Source organism: Rhodococcus sp. P3_B8, assembly GCF_056402775.1.
Map to the genome: position 1 here is coordinate 44,169 of NZ_JBFUGT010000014.1, position 15,668 is coordinate 59,836.

17 protein-coding genes are annotated in these 15,668 nt (G+C 67.1%); 10 read left to right on the forward strand and 7 right to left on the reverse strand.

Going from position 1 to position 15,668, the window contains the following annotated elements; genetic code table 11:
• Window positions 1-65 precede the first annotated feature (65 nt).
• Complete coding sequence (locus tag AC1D1G_RS08575; protein WP_349307401.1) at window positions 66-662, forward strand: cupin domain-containing protein; 597 nt, start codon at window positions 66-68, stop codon at window positions 660-662.
• A gap of 69 nt (window positions 663-731) precedes the next feature.
• On the opposite strand, the gene AC1D1G_RS08580 is transcribed toward AC1D1G_RS08575, so the two are convergent.
• Window positions 732-2,084: an ammonium transporter gene (locus AC1D1G_RS08580; protein WP_477951725.1), complete on the reverse strand. Its 1,353-nt coding sequence runs from the start codon at window positions 2,082-2,084 to the stop codon at window positions 732-734.
• Between the two features lie 201 nt (window positions 2,085-2,285).
• Here AC1D1G_RS08580 and AC1D1G_RS08585 point away from each other — a divergent pair, with 201 nt between their 5' ends.
• The gene (locus tag AC1D1G_RS08585; protein ID WP_283332128.1) at window positions 2,286-2,837 is read left to right on the forward strand and encodes a HutD/Ves family protein; all 552 of its coding nucleotides are present in this window, start codon (window positions 2,286-2,288) and stop codon (window positions 2,835-2,837) included.
• 45 nt (window positions 2,838-2,882) lie between these two features.
• Here the strand turns inward: AC1D1G_RS08585 and AC1D1G_RS08590 are convergent, their stop codons facing one another.
• The 5 genes from AC1D1G_RS08590 to AC1D1G_RS08610 are packed head-to-tail and all read right to left on the reverse strand — an operon-like array spanning window position 2,883 to window position 6,341.
• On the reverse strand, window positions 2,883-3,446 hold the full coding sequence (locus AC1D1G_RS08590) for a TetR/AcrR family transcriptional regulator (protein ID WP_283332127.1): 564 nt from the start codon (window positions 3,444-3,446) through the stop codon (window positions 2,883-2,885).
• On the reverse strand, window positions 3,443-4,441 hold the full coding sequence (locus AC1D1G_RS08595) for a heme-dependent oxidative N-demethylase family protein (protein ID WP_283351359.1): 999 nt from the start codon (window positions 4,439-4,441) through the stop codon (window positions 3,443-3,445). Before AC1D1G_RS08595 ends, AC1D1G_RS08590 begins: the two co-directional genes overlap by 4 nt.
• Window positions 4,438-5,415, reverse strand: a complete 978-nt coding sequence (locus tag AC1D1G_RS08600; RefSeq protein WP_283332125.1) for a PDR/VanB family oxidoreductase — start codon at window positions 5,413-5,415, stop codon at window positions 4,438-4,440. The genes AC1D1G_RS08595 and AC1D1G_RS08600 overlap by 4 nt, the downstream gene beginning before the upstream one ends.
• Window positions 5,412-5,951 (reverse strand): dimethylamine monooxygenase subunit DmmA family protein, encoded by a 540-nt coding sequence (locus AC1D1G_RS08605; protein WP_317569139.1) that lies wholly within the window; start codon window positions 5,949-5,951, stop codon window positions 5,412-5,414. Before AC1D1G_RS08605 ends, AC1D1G_RS08600 begins: the two co-directional genes overlap by 4 nt.
• Before the next feature lie 6 nt (window positions 5,952-5,957).
• Window positions 5,958-6,341: a cupin domain-containing protein gene (locus AC1D1G_RS08610; RefSeq protein WP_009475598.1), complete on the reverse strand. Its 384-nt coding sequence runs from the start codon at window positions 6,339-6,341 to the stop codon at window positions 5,958-5,960.
• A gap of 314 nt (window positions 6,342-6,655) precedes the next feature.
• Between AC1D1G_RS08610 and AC1D1G_RS08615 the strand changes: the two genes are divergently transcribed.
• From AC1D1G_RS08615 to AC1D1G_RS08640, 6 genes are all read left to right on the forward strand, one after another.
• The gene (locus tag AC1D1G_RS08615) at window positions 6,656-7,849 is read left to right on the forward strand and encodes an NAD(P)/FAD-dependent oxidoreductase (protein WP_283332123.1); all 1,194 of its coding nucleotides are present in this window, start codon (window positions 6,656-6,658) and stop codon (window positions 7,847-7,849) included.
• A 45-nt stretch (window positions 7,850-7,894) separates the two neighbouring features.
• Window positions 7,895-9,256 (forward strand): type III glutamate--ammonia ligase, encoded by a 1,362-nt coding sequence (gene glnT / locus AC1D1G_RS08620; RefSeq protein ID WP_283351363.1) that lies wholly within the window; start codon window positions 7,895-7,897, stop codon window positions 9,254-9,256.
• 24 nt (window positions 9,257-9,280) lie between these two features.
• Window positions 9,281-10,177 (forward strand): class II glutamine amidotransferase, encoded by an 897-nt coding sequence (locus AC1D1G_RS08625; RefSeq protein ID WP_477951726.1) that lies wholly within the window; start codon window positions 9,281-9,283, stop codon window positions 10,175-10,177.
• Window positions 10,165-10,863 carry a GltB/FmdC/FwdC-like GXGXG domain-containing protein gene (locus AC1D1G_RS08630; RefSeq protein ID WP_283351365.1) on the forward strand — a complete coding sequence of 233 codons (699 nt, stop codon included), beginning with the start codon at window positions 10,165-10,167 and terminating at the stop codon, window positions 10,861-10,863. The genes AC1D1G_RS08625 and AC1D1G_RS08630 overlap by 13 nt, the downstream gene beginning before the upstream one ends.
• Before the next feature lie 10 nt (window positions 10,864-10,873).
• A complete protein-coding gene (locus tag AC1D1G_RS08635; RefSeq protein ID WP_477951727.1) occupies window positions 10,874-12,190 on the forward strand; it encodes an FMN-binding glutamate synthase family protein in 1,317 nt (438 codons plus the stop codon).
• A 105-nt stretch (window positions 12,191-12,295) separates the two neighbouring features.
• Window positions 12,296-13,534, forward strand: coding sequence for an allantoate amidohydrolase (locus tag AC1D1G_RS08640; RefSeq protein WP_477951728.1), 1,239 nt, complete (start codon window positions 12,296-12,298; stop codon window positions 13,532-13,534).
• 37 nt (window positions 13,535-13,571) lie between these two features.
• Here the strand turns inward: AC1D1G_RS08640 and AC1D1G_RS08645 are convergent, their stop codons facing one another.
• Window positions 13,572-14,165: a TetR/AcrR family transcriptional regulator gene (locus AC1D1G_RS08645; protein WP_477951729.1), complete on the reverse strand. Its 594-nt coding sequence runs from the start codon at window positions 14,163-14,165 to the stop codon at window positions 13,572-13,574.
• An 80-nt stretch (window positions 14,166-14,245) separates the two neighbouring features.
• Between AC1D1G_RS08645 and AC1D1G_RS08650 the strand changes: the two genes are divergently transcribed.
• A complete protein-coding gene (locus AC1D1G_RS08650; RefSeq protein ID WP_477951730.1) occupies window positions 14,246-14,632 on the forward strand; it encodes a DUF1304 domain-containing protein in 387 nt (128 codons plus the stop codon).
• A 25-nt stretch (window positions 14,633-14,657) separates the two neighbouring features.
• On the forward strand, window positions 14,658-15,665 hold the full coding sequence (locus tag AC1D1G_RS08655) for an NADP-dependent oxidoreductase (RefSeq protein ID WP_378494395.1): 1,008 nt from the start codon (window positions 14,658-14,660) through the stop codon (window positions 15,663-15,665).
• The last annotated feature ends 3 nt before the right edge of the window (window positions 15,666-15,668 follow it).

Consider the following 15,668-nt stretch of genomic DNA (forward strand, 5'->3'; position numbering starts at 1 on the left):
AATCGGAATTTCGACCTTCCTCCGCCTCCGCGCCGGGCGTAGAGTGGCGGTTGGTTCGAAAGGTCGTGGTTACGGTGATAGCGACAGTTCAGATAGCGTCCGACGGCCAGTCCGCGCTGCCCTTCGACCGCCTCGAGCCGGTTCACCTGGCCACCGCGGGCACGATCGGTGTCTACTATTTCGACTACGGCACCGATGCGCGGATGAACTCGGATGATCTCGGCGACTTCTACGTCGTTCAGATCCCGCTGTCGGGTACGGCCCGAATTACTTCTGGCGCCGAGGAGTTCGATTCGACCATGTCGATCGCGTCGATTCTGCAGCCGGGACGCTCCGCCACCATGCAGTGGCACGAAGGGCAATCTCAGCTGATCATCCGACTGGCGCGCCGAAGTCTCGAGGAGCACTTGCAGGAAATTCTCGGGAGCCCACTCGGTGAACCGCTGAGATTCGAGCCGCAGATGGAACTCGGACGACCCGCGATCCGAGGGTGGCGGGAGGCGGTCGAACTTCTGGAGCACGAAGTGGCGAATCATACCGCGATTACTGCAGATTCGGCCGCCATGGAGGAATTCGAACTGATCGTGCTGAGTCAGTTCCTGTCCGCTCAGCCGAACAATTACAGTGCAAGGCTTCGGGGTCTGGCTCAGAGCCTGACCTAGCTGGGCACACCAGTGGMCCTGCCCCGCGGAGTGTTGGGGGCAGGACCACTGTCTGTCTCGGGACCGGGATCAGGCCTTGGCGGGGTCCGCAGCCCTGGTCGTGATTGCTTCTGCGCCGAGAACCGCGTCGGTGCCATGCTTCGAGGCGCCGGTGAGGCCGACGGCATCGAGTACGTAGGCCGTTTCGCCGTGGACGGACACGTCGAGGCCGTCGTACTCGCTGTCCTGGTCGGCGCGAATGCCCATGAACTTCTTCAGTGCCAGTGCGATCACCAGTGTGACGACGAAGCAGTAGGCGAGAACGGCTGCCACGGCGACACATTGACGCCACAGCACGTCGACGCCGCCGCCGTAGAAGAGCCCCGCGGCGCCGTTGGGAGCGGCCGGATCCGCGAGGAAACCGATCAGAACGGTGCCGAGGATGCCGCCCACGAGGTGCACACCGACGACGTCGAGCGCGTCGTCGTAGCCGAGCCGGTACTTCCAGGAGACCGCGAAGCAGCAGACCGCGCCGGCGGCGCCTCCGACGACCAGAGCGCCGAGCGGTGAGACGGCGCCGCAGGCAGGTGTGATGGCGACCAACGCGGCGATCAGGCCCGAAGCGGCGCCCAGCGAGGTGGCGTGACCTTCACGCAGTTTCTCGACTGCCAGCCAGGCACAGATACCCGCGCACGCCGCGGCGACGGTGTTGAGGATGACGACGGACGCGCTGTTCCCGGCGGACAGCGCCGAGCCGCCGTTGAATCCGAACCAGCCGAAGAGAAGGATGCCGGCGCCGAGCATGGTCAGGGGAAGGCTGTGCGGGCGGGGCGAGACTGGGAACGTCTTGCGGGCCCCGAGAACCAGGACGACGGCGAGGGCGGCGATGCCGGCGTTGATGTGCACGGCGGTGCCGCCGGCGAAGTCGATGGCGCCGAGGGTGTTGGCGATCCATCCGCCGATCACCGACCCGTCCGCGGAGTCGAACGCGAACACCCAGTGGGCGACAGGGAAGTAGACGAACGTCGCCCACAGTCCGGCGAACAGCATCCAGGCGCCGAACTTCATCCGGTCGGCCAGCGCACCCGAGATGAGTGCCACGGTGATGCCGGCGAACAACAGCTGGAATCCCGAGACCAGCGCGGGCGGCAGTCCGGGTTCGGCGGGGGCCTCCAGTAATGAACTGGAGCCGAAGAACTCGAGGGGGTCGCCCAGAATGCCGAGACCGCCGAGGGAGTTACCCAGCACGGCGGAGTAGCCGAACACGATCCACAGCACCCCGACGACGGCGAACGCGCCGAACGTCATCATGGCCATGTTGAGCGTGTTGCGCACGCTGACCATTCCGCCGTAGAACATGGCCAGGCCCGGCACCATGAGGCTCACTGCCGTGAAGGCCGCGAGAATCCAGGCGGTGTCGGCCGCAGCGACTGCTTCGTTCATAGTCGTCCACCTTGATCGAGGATGGCGTGACACTTGTCGCGTCCGCCTTTGGGAATCAATGTCTAGTGTCAGTGAACCAAAGCGGAGATTGCGGAAATAGTTCGCTGAGTGACAACTGCGTAACGGGATTCGGCGTGCGCCTGCGTGCCGATGCGCGAAACAAAGTATCTTGACAGTGGACTTTCTAGGTAAGGAGAACGAGTGACCACAGTTCGCGAGGCCCGCATCGCCCGGCGCTCGGATCGGCGGACCACCCCGTGGGCCAACGGCGCGGGCACCACAGCGGAGATCGCCGCCGGTGTCGCGTCCCGGTGGCGCTTCAGCGTCGCGACGCTCGAGGCGGGTTCGACGTTCTCGCCATTCCCCGAGGTGGACCGCATCTTCACGGTGATCGGCGACCATCCCGTGTCACTCGACTTCGGCGGCGGCCCCACCCTGATTCCGCGCCTGAGTCCGACGGCATTCGCCGGTGAACGCAGCCCCGACTGTGTGGCGGAAGGGCTGACCGAGGCGTTCAACGTCATGGTCCACAGGTCCACCACAGCGGCGTCCGTGGACGTCGTCGACATCGGAGCGGCGCAGGACGTCACCGCTGACGGGCGGCTTGCCGTCCTCGTCCTGGTTCTCGATGGGCGGCTGGCGACGGACCTCGGTCCCGTCCAACCGGGCGACTGTCTCCTCGTCGAGCAAGGGTCGGTGCGGCTGTCCGGGCAGGCGTCGGTCGTGGTGGCGGAGGTCCTCGCCCGCACGTGAGTGGCAAAGCGTGCCAGGGCACACTTTGCCACTCACGTGCAGGGACTACCTCGCGGTCGACAGGATCCGGCGTAGTCGCCCGATCGCGCGCTCGGTCGCGGGACGATCCTTCGCGATCAGCTGGTGCATGATGAATCCCTCGATCGCCGAGTACACCAGCAGGGTCAGGTCTTCGTCGGCGGTGATGCCCAGCCGGGTCAGTGCCTGGGACGTCGCCTCGATGTACGTGGCGTACAGCAGTTTCACGTGCGGGTCGAGGCGTGGCGTGCGTCGGGATTCGAGCATCAGCTCGTACTGGAAGACCTGGAGGTCGGGGTCGCGGGCGACGAGGTCGGTGAGGTGCTCGACGAAGTGGTCGAGCGACGAGCCGGCGGCGATGTCGGCGAAGACGCTCGCGCTCTTGTCGAGCGCGTACCGGAGCGCGGCGTCGAGGAGGGCGTCCGTCGACCCGGCGCTGCGCAGGACGGCCTCGTCCGAGATGCCGGCCTCCCGGGCGACGGCCTGCGTCGTCAGCCCGCGCAGGCCGTCGCGGGCGATCACGGAGACCGTCGCGAGAACGAGGTAGAGAGTCTGATCGCTCTGGGGTGCTGCCCGATCGGTGAGCGTCACAGTTCCACATTCCCGTGGTTCAGCAGCCATCTCATGCCGGGTTCCCGGGTGCGACTGATGCCCTTGTATTCGGCCATGTCCACCGGAAGGTCCTCGAGCACCCGGTACAGTCGTTCGCCCCACTCCGGAACGGACGCGATATCCCGGAACGGAAGCAGGTACGTCCGGATCAGGAACATGACGGCACCGGAGTGGGCGAGCCGGATGAGGTGCTGCACTTCGGTTCTCAGGAACAGGCGGTCCCCGACTTCGTCCAGCGGGCCGTCGGCGAGGGTGCGCCGGTCCTTCCCCCACTCGGGGTAGGTCTCGGTCGACGTGTCGAGTTTGCCGTGGACGGTCAGCGTCCAGTTGGTGCGTCGGTAGCTCTGGCCGGGCTCGAGCCGCATCAGGAAGTTGTGTGCGCGGGTGATGATCTTCTCGCTGTGGACGCGCGGGACGGGGCCGTGGATCTCGAGGAAGCTCATGCCCACGTCGAATCCGAAGGACCAGTCCGCCGCGAACGTCACCAGACCTGCGTCACCCCACAGTTCGCCCTCACGCTGATCGAGCAGCACGACGTCCTCCTGGATCTGGCCGCAGATGTACACCAGCGGCGGCGCCGGCAACGTGTCGGGATCCCCGAACACGAAGTTGTGCTCGATCCCGAGGAGGTCGTTCTTCCAGAACCAGCTGCCCTCGTGCCGTTCGAGGGTCATGGTGCGGGGGTATTCGTCGGCGAGCATGCGCATCAGCGTGAGCATCGCGTCCCACGCGGCGGGGACCATGTGGGGCAGGCACTGGTGCCGCGACGGATCCTCGGCCAGGATGCGCTCGCGTTCGGCGAGTTCCCGGTGATAGTGGGCGTCGATGGCGATGCGGGTGTCACCCCAGCTGCCGGCCACGGTGGCGGTGGGGTTCCCGGCCGGCTCGACGTTGGTGCTGTAGCGGTACTGGTCGCGCGGAAAGGGGAACGGAAAGCGCGCGATGTGGTCGGCACGCGAGTCGGTCGATGTCACAGATCCAGCTCCAATCGGTCTCCTGCGGAACGTGATACGCACGGCATGATCGAATCTCCGGAGGCCTTCTCCTCGTCGGTGAGGAACAGGTCGCGGTGTTCGATCGCGCCGCCGCGGACCGACAGCCGGCATTCGCCGCACACACCCTGCCGGCAGAGGTTCGGGACGTTGATTCCCTTGTCCAGCAACGCTTCGAGGAGGCTGGTCCCCGAGGGCACGGGCACGATCATGCCGGTGCGCCCGAGCGTGGCGGCGAAGGGCGCCCCCTCGGGCAGCGGGCCCGCCCCGAACGCCTCCGAGTGCACGCGCCCCGGCGGCCAGCCGCAGTCGCGGGCCCACTCGGCCACCGCCGCGATCATCGGCGCGGGACCGCACGTGTAGACGTGGGTACCGAGTGGCTGGTCCGCCAGCTTCGGGACGAGGCGGTCCGCGAGTTCTCCGGGCGTGGAGACCGTGATCATCCGGTCACCGCACAGCGCCGCCAACTTGTCGGCGTGCGCTCCCGACTGATCGCGGAATGAGTAGATCACTTCGAACGAACGACCCCACTCGAGCGCGGCCCGGACGTGCGACAGGATCGGCGTGACGCCGATTCCACCCGCGACCAGCAGGTGGTGCCGAGCATTGAGCACGGGCGCGAACGCACTCCGCGGAAGGCTCACACGGATGCGCTGATCCGGCTCGAGGTCGTGGACCCAGCGCGAACCCCCGTGGCCGTTCTCGTCGAGCCGGACCGAGATCGCGTAGTGGTCCGGCTCGATCGAGGGGCCGGTGAGCGAGTAGGAATTCTGCCGACCCTCGGCCCAGGTGACGGCGATGTGGCTGCCCGGGGTGAACGACGGCAGGGTGCGGCCCGCCGGGTCCGCGAGCACGACGTGCCGGATGCCCGGACACAGCAGCCGTGCCTCGCGCACCGTCAGAGTGAGCCCTCCGGTGATGCTCTCGCCCGCAACTGTTTCGAGGGCCGTGGTCATGGCAGTTCCTCCGAGTCGGCTCGATATCCCAGGTAGGCGCTGTGACGCCGGGAGTAGTGGTAGTAGACGGTGAGTTCGGCGGAACAACCGCTGCACGGTGTCCGGCCGCCGATGGCTACCGGCACCGAGGACGACGTCGTGTGGCAGTGCGCGCAGAACACGTCGCGCATCCATACGTCGGGGTCGGTGATCACCACGGCGATCTCGCTGGGCACCGCGCCCGCGGAGATCAGCCGAGCACGCACCGCCCCCACCATGTGGTCGGGTCCCGCCACGACGAACCGCCACCCGATGCGCGCCTCGGACAACAGCTCGTCGAGCCCGCCGAACCCGGATCCGGCCCCGTCGTCGACGATCACCGTGCGAGTGGGAACGGGCGCCACGCGCTCGGACAGCGCGCGGAGGACCTGCGCGCCGACCGTGCGGTCCGAGACCAATACGTAGCGGGTGACGAGAGCGCCCGCTGCGAGGTCGTCGACGGCCGAGTAATCGGATCGCCACCGGGGGACGCTGGTCGACCTCATCGAAACCGCCATCGCGGATCAGGGAGCGAAGGAACGGTGGCCGACGAAGTAGGCTAACGCGCGGTCGGGGGTGGTGAAGCGGATGCGCGAGCCCTTGGGGAAGAAGATCGCGTCCTTCGCCTTCGCCACCTCGACCTGGCCGGTGTCGAGGTTCTCGAGGGTGAACTCCCCTTCGAGGACGACCTTCATCTCGTCGTAGGCGTAGTAGTAGTCGAGCGGGGCGTCGGTGCGCTGGAGTTCGAAGTAGCCGGCCGACATCTCCGAGCCGTCCGGGTTGGCGAAGACGTCGTCGATGTATCCCTTGGTGCCCGGGTACTCCGAGACCGGCATCTGAGGCAGGTTCTCGTGGAATCCAGCGGTGACGCGGAACGGGACGGCGGTGGGCTTGTCGGTCGTGGTCATGGGTTCTCCCTGAAGGTGTGGTGAGTTGGGTCCGCGACTCCTCTGTATGAAACGAGGAGTAGCAACAGGAAACCACAAGACATATTTCGATGACGTAAATCAATCCGGAGAGGCCGGAAACATGCAGATGAGAGCGAAGATAGTTTTTGAAAAAGCTTTTGAGCGCCGTGATTTGGTGATGCACCGACAACGTTGCCGTAACACGATCGACATAGTAGAACTGTTTCATAGTGAACAACAGCGATTCATGAGGTGAAACGAACCGCTACCCAAGCCGACAGCGCCCGATCATCCGGCCGAATGAAGGAAGCAACGTGACACAGACAGCAAAGTTCGTGATCGTCGGTGGGGGACTCGAAGGTCTCGCCATCGCGTGGTCGCTCGCGGACCGCGGCGAGACCGATGTCCTGGTCCTCGAGCGTGACACCCTGTGCTCGGGCATGACCGGCAAGTCCAGTGGCGTGGTCCGGTGCCACTACGGGACGCCGTCGCTGGCGGCGATGTCGTGGTACGGCGTCGACATCTTCACCAGGGCCACCGAGATCTTCGGCGACGACATGGCATTCCGCCAGTGCGGATACGTGGTCGGCGTCGGTGAGAACAACATCGACCCGCTGAAGGCGAACGTCGCGATGATGCAGGGCCTCGGTATCGACGTCGACTACATCGGACACGACAAGATGGCCGAACTGTGGCCGGGGCTGCATCTCGACGACTTCGCCGCCTTCGCGTACGAGCCCCTCGGTGGCCGCGGGGAGGCGTACATGGCCGGCATGGCGTTCGGTGCCTCGGCCCGCAAGCTGGGCGTCAAAATCCGCCAGAGCACGCCGGTGGCGTCGCTGCTGCAGAACGCGGACGGCCGCGTCTACGGGGTGACGCTCACGAACGGCGACGAAGTGCATGCCGAGCAGGTGATCCTCGCGACCGGTCCGTGGGCCCCTGAACTCGGCGCCGGTGTCGGCGTCGACATCCCGGTGAAAGCCCAACGGGCACAGCTCGTCCTGATCGACCAGGGTGTTCCGACTCCGGAGGTGCCGGTGCTGTCGGACCTGGCCGGACTGCAGTACATCTGCCGTGAGCCGAACGGTGAACTGCTCGTCGGCAACAGCGACCACGCCGCGCCCGAATACATCGACCCCGACAAGTACAGCAACCGCGCGGACGACAGCACCATCGAGAAGAACATCGGCAAGCTCGGGAACCGTCTGCCCGACATGCCCGATCCGCGGATCACCTCGAGCTACGTCGGCGCGTACGACGTCACTCCCGACTACAACCCGATCATCGGACCCGCACCGGTCGACGGACTGTTCCTGGCCACCGGGTTCTCCGGTCACGGTTTCAAGATCTCACCCGCGGTCGGTCGCCTCGTCGCCGACATGCTGCTCGACGACGGCACGACCAGCCTCCCGAACGTCGAGCCGTCCGACTTCCGCTACTCACGCTTCGAGGAGGGCGACCTCCTGTTCAGCCTGCACCCCTACGAGGGCGCCGGCGAGATGCGCTGACCCACAGACCCCCTCACCCGTAGACCACCAGTTCAGGAGCTACCCATGGCTGTCGACACTGCTGACGCGTTCACCGCGCAGAACATCGTGACAACCCCACCGCAGACCTTGTCCGAGGTGGCCCGGGCCACCGGAACCACCTTCATCCTCGCCCTGTTCGTGACGCTGTCCGGCAAGCCGTGCGCCAAACTGGTCCCGATCGAGGCCGTCGAACAGCTTCAGGACGACGGCGTGGGCTTCGCCGGCTACGCGGCGGGGCACATGGGGCAGGAGCCCAAGGATTCCGATCTCGTTGCCGTACCGGATGTCTCGTCGTTCACGCCGATCCCGTTCGTCAAACCCGGACTGGCGATCGTGCACTGCGACCCGCACGTGGAGGGAAAGCCCTGGCCGTATGCGCCGCGGGTGATCCTGAAGGAGACGCTGAAGAAGGCGTCCGATCTCGGCCTGTCCGTCAACGTCGGCGCGGAAATCGAGTATTTCCTCGTCCACCGCACCGGAGACGGCGCCCTCACGACCGCGGACACGGCCGACGTCAGTCGTCAGCCGTGTTACGACGCCCGCGACGTCACCCGGATGTACGACCATTTGACCGAGGTGTCCGCGGCCATGAACACGCTCGGGTGGGGCAACTACGCCAACGACCACGAGGACGGCAACGGGCAGTTCGAGCAGAACTTCGACTACGCCGACGCCATGACCACCGCCGACCGGGTGATCACCGCAAGGTACCTGCTGTCGGTGATCGCCGAGAAGCGCGGCATGAAGGCCACGTTCATGCCCAAACCTTTCTCCGACCGCACCGGTTCCGGGATGCACCTGCACCTGTCGCTGTGGAACGACGCCGGTTCGGTGTTCCCGGACGGCGACGATCCGAAGGGGCTGGGACTGTCGAGGACGGCGTACGCGTTCATCGCGGGAATCCTCGAGCACGCGTGTGCGCTGCAGGGTGTGATCGCGCCGACCGTCAACTCGTACAAGCGGACCGGCGCCACGTCGACGAGCAGCGGCGCGACCTGGTCGCCGCGGTATGCCACGTACGGCGGCAACGACCGCACCCACTACCTCCGGGTTCCGGACAGGAACCGGGTGGAACTGCGCGGCGGCGACGGCTCGGCCAACCCCTACCTCGCCGCGGCCACCGCCATCGCCGCCGGCCTGGACGGCATCGAACGCGATCTCGACCCCGGCACCCCCGGCTCCGGCGACAGTCCCAGCGACATGCTGCCGATGACGCTGCTGCATGCGATGGACGCCCTGGAATCGGATCCGGTGGTGACGGGCGCCCTGGACGTCGCGGGCCCCGGGGTCGCCGAGTACTTCGCGACACTCAAGCGCGAGGAGTTCTTCGCCTGGCACAACACCGTCTCCCCCTGGGAACTCGACCACTACCTGACAGCGTTCTGACAGACCTCCCGAAAGGAGACATCCATGTGTGGAATCGTCGGACTTCACCTGCGTGAGCCGTCCCTCTACCCACAACTCGGCGCCCTGCTCACCGACATGCTCGGTCAGATGTGCGACCGCGGACCCGATTCCGCAGGCATGGCGATTTACGGGGACCAGGCCTGGTCACCGGTCGGGGATTCCACGGTCTCGCTGCTCGACTGCCCCATCCCCGCAACGGAACTCGCCGCAAGGCTGTCGGCGTCACTCGACACCACCGTCACCGGAATCGACCTGTCCCCGACGACGATCCTGCACGGCGTCGTCGTCGCCGAGGATCTCGCGGCGGCAGTGCGCAGCGTGGTGCCGTCGGCGCGGGTCATCGGCTTCGGTGACGACCTGACCGTCCTCAAGGGCGTCGGAAACCCCATCGACCTGGCGAACCGGTTCGGGCTGCCGTCGGCGAGCGGCTGGCAGGGTGTCGCGCACACCCGCATGGCCACCGAATCCGCGGTGACTGCCGAGGGGTCGCACCCGTTCTCCGTCGGCCCCGACCAGTGCCTCGTGCACAACGGCTCGTTCTCGAACCACATGAGCATCAAGCATCAGCTCGAACGTGACGGCGTCGTCTTCGACAGCGCCAACGACACCGAGGTCGGGGCGCGGTTCGTCGCCAAGCAGCTCGCCGAGGGCGTCGACCTGGAGAAGGCGCTGCTGACGCTGAACGAGACGTTCGACGGCTTCTACACCCTGCTCGTCTCGACGGCCGACTCGTTCGCCGTGGTCCGGGACGCCATCTCCTGCAAGCCCGCCGTCATCGCCGAGACCGACCAGTGGGTCGCGATGGCCTCCGAATACCGCGCCCTGGCGAACCTGCCTGGCGTCGACAACGCCCGAATCTTCGAGCCCGAACCGGAAGAGGTGTACGTATGGCACCGGTAGCCACCACCGAAGCGACTGTCCTGAACCTCGAGACGTCGAGTACCCGTGCCGTCAACGAGCGGCTCACCTCCCCCGAGGCCCCGAAGACGGTCACCGTCACCGGCCCGCAGGGCGCGCACGCGCTGGCCTGCGGCCTCGACTCCGACATCGACGTCACCATCGACGGGCACGTCGGCTACTACTGCGCCGGCATGAACCAGCACGCGACGGTGACCGTCACCGGCAACGCCGGAGTCGGGGTCGCCGAGAACATGATGTCGGGAACGGTGCACGTCAAGGGTGATGCGTCGCAGTCCGCGGGCGCCACCGCCCACGGCGGCCTCCTCGTGATCGACGGCAATGCCGCTGCGCGCTGTGGCATCTCGATGAAGGGCGTCGACATCGTCGTCGGCGGCAACATCGGCCACATGTCCGCGTTCATGGGTCAGGCCGGACGTCTCGTCGTCCTCGGCGACGCCGGCGAGGCCCTCGGCGACTCGCTGTACGAGGCCCGCATCTACGTGCGCGGCACCGTCGCCTCCCTCGGCGCCGACTGCATTAAGAAGGACATGCGCGAGGAGCACCTGACGGAACTGCGGGAACTGCTGGATCAGGCCGGTTTCGACGCCGACCCGTCCGAGTTCACCCGCTACGGCTCCGCCCGCAACCTCTACAACTTCCACGTCGACAACGCCAGCGCGTACTAGGAGAACCGTCATGACCACCCCGAACCCGGCCCTGCGCGAATCGGCGACGTTCGACCGCGGCGTCATCTCCGAGATCCAACGCGCCGCCGAAACCGGCATCTACGACATCCGCGGCTGGGGTGCCAAGCGCACGCTGCCGCACTTCGACGACCTGCTGTTCCTCGGCGCGTCGATGTCGCGGTACCCGCTCGAGGGCTACCGCGAGAAGTGCGACACCGACGTCGTGCTCGGCGACCGCAACGCCAAGTTCCCGCTGCACCTGGACATCCCGATCACCATCGCCGGCATGAGCTTCGGTGCACTGTCCGGGCAGGCGAAGGAAGCCCTCGGCCGCGGCGCCAGCGAGGTCGGCACATCCACCACCACCGGTGACGGCGGCATGACCCCCGAGGAACGGGGGCAGTCGAAGAACCTCGTCTACCAGTACCTGCCGTCCCGGTACGGGATGAACCCGGACGACCTGCGCAAGGCCGACGCCATCGAGATCGTCCTCGGCCAGGGCGCGAAGCCCGGCGGCGGCGGAATGCTGCTGGGACAGAAGATCACCGAACGCGTCGCCGGGATGCGCACCCTCCCGATGGGCGTCGACCAGCGGTCGGCGTGCAGGCACCCCGACTGGACCGGCCCCGACGACCTCGCGATCAAGATCATCGAACTGCGCGAGATCACCAACTGGGAGAAGCCGATCTACATCAAGGTCGGCGCCACCCGCACCTACTACGACGTGAAACTCGCCGTGAAGGCCGGTGCCGACGTCGTCGTGGTCGACGGCATGCAGGGCGGCACCGCCGCCACCCAGGACGTGTTCATCGAGCACGTCGGCATCCCCACCCTGGCCGCGATCCCGCAGGCGGTGCAGGCGCTGCAGGAACTCGGGGTGCATCGCAAGGTACAGCTCATCGTGTCGGGGGGCATCCGCAGCGGCGCCGACGTCGCGAAGGCCATGGCCCTCGGGGCGGACGCCGTCGCCATCGGCACCGCCGCTCTGATCGCGCTGGGCGACAACAGCCCCCGCTACGCGAAGCAGTACGAGGAACTCGGCTCGGCGGCCGGGTTCTACGACGACTTCCAGGCCGGCAAGGACCCTGCCGGCATCACCACCCAGGACCCGGAACTGTCCAAGAACCTCGACCCCGTCGAGGGCGGACGGCGGCTCGCGAACTACCTGCGGGTGCTCACCATGGAGGCGCAGACCCTCGCCCGCGCCTGCGGCAAGTCGCATCTGCGCAACCTCGAACCCGAGGACCTCGTCGCCCTCACCGTCGAGGCGTCGGCGATGGCCCGCGTGCCCCTCGCCGGAACCACCTGGATCCCCGGCGCCCTGTAGGCGGCTCCGCCACCCGTGCGCCTTTTTGGTAGCTGGAGCAACCAGAAAGGCGCACGGGCGCGAAGCGCCTGCCGGCTTTGGAACTATGAGTAGAGGACCGAGAACATGACTTCCTTCGTTTCGCTCTGGGCGAGCATCCTCGATGTGGGACAGCACAAGTCGACCAGGGGATACCGAAGATTCGCGTGGAACGACGCCGACATGACGCTGCGCGAATGGTTCTCGGACTGCGCGCAGGCACGCGGCATGAGCGTCGAGGAGGACCGCAACGGCAATCTGTGGGCGTGGTGGATGCCGAAGGGCTGGGACGGCGACCCCCGCGACAGTTTCGTCACCGGATCGCACCTCGACTCGGTACCCGACGGTGGCGCCTACGACGGACCGCTGGGGGTGGTGTCGGCGTTCGCCGCGATCGACCTGGTTCGCGAGCGGGGGATCACGCCGACGCGTCCGGTGGCGGTCACTGCCTTCTCCGACGAGGAGGGCGCACGGTTCGGTGTCGCGTGCGTCGGCTCGCAACTGTCCACCGGGGCGCTGGCACCCGAACGCGCGCTGGCGCTGCGGGACAACGACGGCATCAGCCTCGGCGAGGCACTGGTCGGCGCCGGCCGCGACCCGCAGTGTCTCGGCGAGGACCCAGACCTCGTCGACCGCGTCGGCGTGTACGTCGAGTTGCACGTCGAACAGGGACGCGCGCTCGACCTGATCGACAGCCCCATCGCCGTGGCGTCATCGATCTGGCCGCACGGCCGGTGGCAGTTCGTGTTCTCCGGAGAGGCCAACCACGCCGGCGCCACTCGACTCGTCGACCGCCGCGACCCGATGCTCGCGTTCGCCTCCTCCGTTCACACCGCCCGGACCGCCGCGACGCTGCACGAGGCGGTCGCGACGTTCGGCAAGGTGCGGGTACTTCCCAACGGTGCCAACGCTATTCCGTCGGAGGTGCGGGCGTGGCTCGATGCGCGGGCCGCCGACGAGGAGACGTTGACGAAGCTGGTGCAGCAGATCACCGCCGAGGCGCAGGCCTACGCGGCCGCCGACGGTATCGGTCTCGAGGTCGACGCCGAATCGGTCACGCCGATCGTCGAGTTCCCGCACTCCACCCGGGAACGACTGCGCCGCTCGCTCGCCCACCTGGGTGACATTCCCGTCCTCCCGACCGCTGCCGGCCACGACGCCGGAATCCTGTCCGCGAAGGTGCCGACGGCGATGATGTTCGTCCGCAACCCCACCGGCGTGTCCCACTCGCCCGACGAGTTCGCCGACGCGGACGACTGCAACCGCGGCGCCGAGGCGCTGGCGGACGTGATGGCGGACTGGGTCAGCGGGCACCAGCGTATGTGAGTGGCAAAGCGTGTCGGGGCACTCTTTGCCACTCACGTCAGGAGGTGGGTCGCCATTCCTCCAACTGCTCGACGGCGGTGTTCGCGACCGCGACGGCCTCGTCCCGGTTGACCCGCGACAGCAGTAGCGCGCTGACGGACAGTGACGTCAGGAGCCGGGTCCGGTGTGCCAGGGTGGCGGTCGACGCGTCCGGGTCGTGCGCCCGGAGTGCGTGGGTGAGCGCCCCGGACAGTTCACGCTGGTATGCGTCGACGACGGACCGTTGGGTGTCGTCGTGGGCGGCGAAACCGGCGGCACTGTTGAGCAGGAGGCAGCCGCGTCCGGGGGTTTCGTCGGGCAGGGACGCGAGGGCGCCGGCGAGGCTGCGGTAGTAGCGCACGGCGGCGTCGGGGCGAGTGGGCTCGTCGGTCAGGATGCGGAGCCGGGGGCGAACGACCCGGTCCAGGTAGTCGTGCACGGCGGCGTCGAAAAGTCCGCGTTTGCTGGTGAACGCGTTGTACAGGCTCGACCGATTCAAGCCGGTTACGCGCTCGAGGTCGGGTATCGACGTGGCTTCGAAGCCCTTGTCCCAGAACAGGTCGCGGGCGCGGCCGACCACTTCGGCCGTGTCGAAATCCTGCGTGCGCGGCATGACGATCCTCACTCCTGGTTGTGAAACGACCATTTCAGTATATATTGAAATGGTCAGTTCAGAACGAGGAGGAGTTTCGTATGGTCGCCGCGGGTCTTGTTCTTGCCGCACTCGCCAGTGCGCTGCACGTGTACATCTTCGTGCTCGAGTCCGTCCTCTGGACCACGCCGCGCACCCGCGCGACGTTCGGGACCAGTGCCGAAGAAGCCGGTACCACCAAGGAGCTTGCCTTCAACCAGGGCTTCTACAACCTCTTCCTGGCGATCGTGACGGCAGTCGGCATCGTCGCCGTGATCATCGGCGCGACCGCCGTCGGTTCGGCCCTGATCTTCGCCGGCGCAGGATCCATGCTGCTCGCAGCGCTCGTGCTCGTGCTGTCGTCGCCCGACAAGGCTCGCGCGGCGATCACGCAGGGCACACTTCCGCTGCTCGCCGTAGTCCTCCTCGCGCTCGGACTGGCGCTGTGACCTCAGAAGGATCGAAAGGAACACCATGACGTCGAGCACCCAGATTCAGCTGATCAACCGGCCGGTGGGCTGGCCCACCCAGGACGACTTCCGCACCGCCACCGTCGAACTGCCCGACCTCGGGCCCGACCAGGTGCGCGTGGCCAACGAGTTCGTGTCGGTAGACCCCTACATGCGCGGCCGGATGAACGACGTGAAGTCGTACATTCCGCCGTTCGCGCTGGGCGAGACGATGACCGGCGGAGCTGTCGGCCGGGTCGTCGAATCCACCGCCGCCACGCATCCGGTCGGTTCGGTGGTGGTGCACGACCTCGGGTGGCGGGACGTCGCGCAGGGTGACGCCTCGGCGTTCCGCGTCGTCGAAGAGATTCCGGGAGTGTCGATCTCGGCCTATTTGGGGATTCTAGGACTGACCGGGCTCACGGCTTACGTCGGACTCGTGCACATCGCCCACCTGAAGGCCGGCGACTCCGTGTTCATCTCCGGCGCCGCGGGTGCGGTGGGGACCGCCGCCGGGCAGATCGCCCGACTCGAGGGCGCGTCCCGCGTCATCGGATCCGCCGGGTCCGCGGAGAAGGTCGCGCTGCTCACCGACCGCTACGGATACGACGCCGCCTTCGACTACAAGCAGGCACCGGTGCGCGAACAGCTTCGCGGGCTCGCGGGCGACGGCATCGACGTCTACTTCGACAACGTCGGCGGCGACCACCTCGAGGCCGCACTCGACGTCATGCGGAACGGCGGACGAGCAGCCCTGTGCGGCGCCATCTCCGCGTACAACGCCACCGAGCGCACGCCGGGCCCCGACAACATGGTGAACATCATCAGCCGCGGCCTCACCCTCGAGGGCTTCACCCTCGGCAACTACACGCACGTCTTCCCCGAGTTCGCCGCCAAGATGGGACCGTGGCTCGCGTCCGGCGACGTGGTTCACGACGAGACCATTGTCGACGGCATCGAGAACTCGGTCGACGCGTTCCTGCAGCTCATGCGCGGCGGAAACGTCGGGAAGATGCTGGTGAAGGTGGCGTAGTCA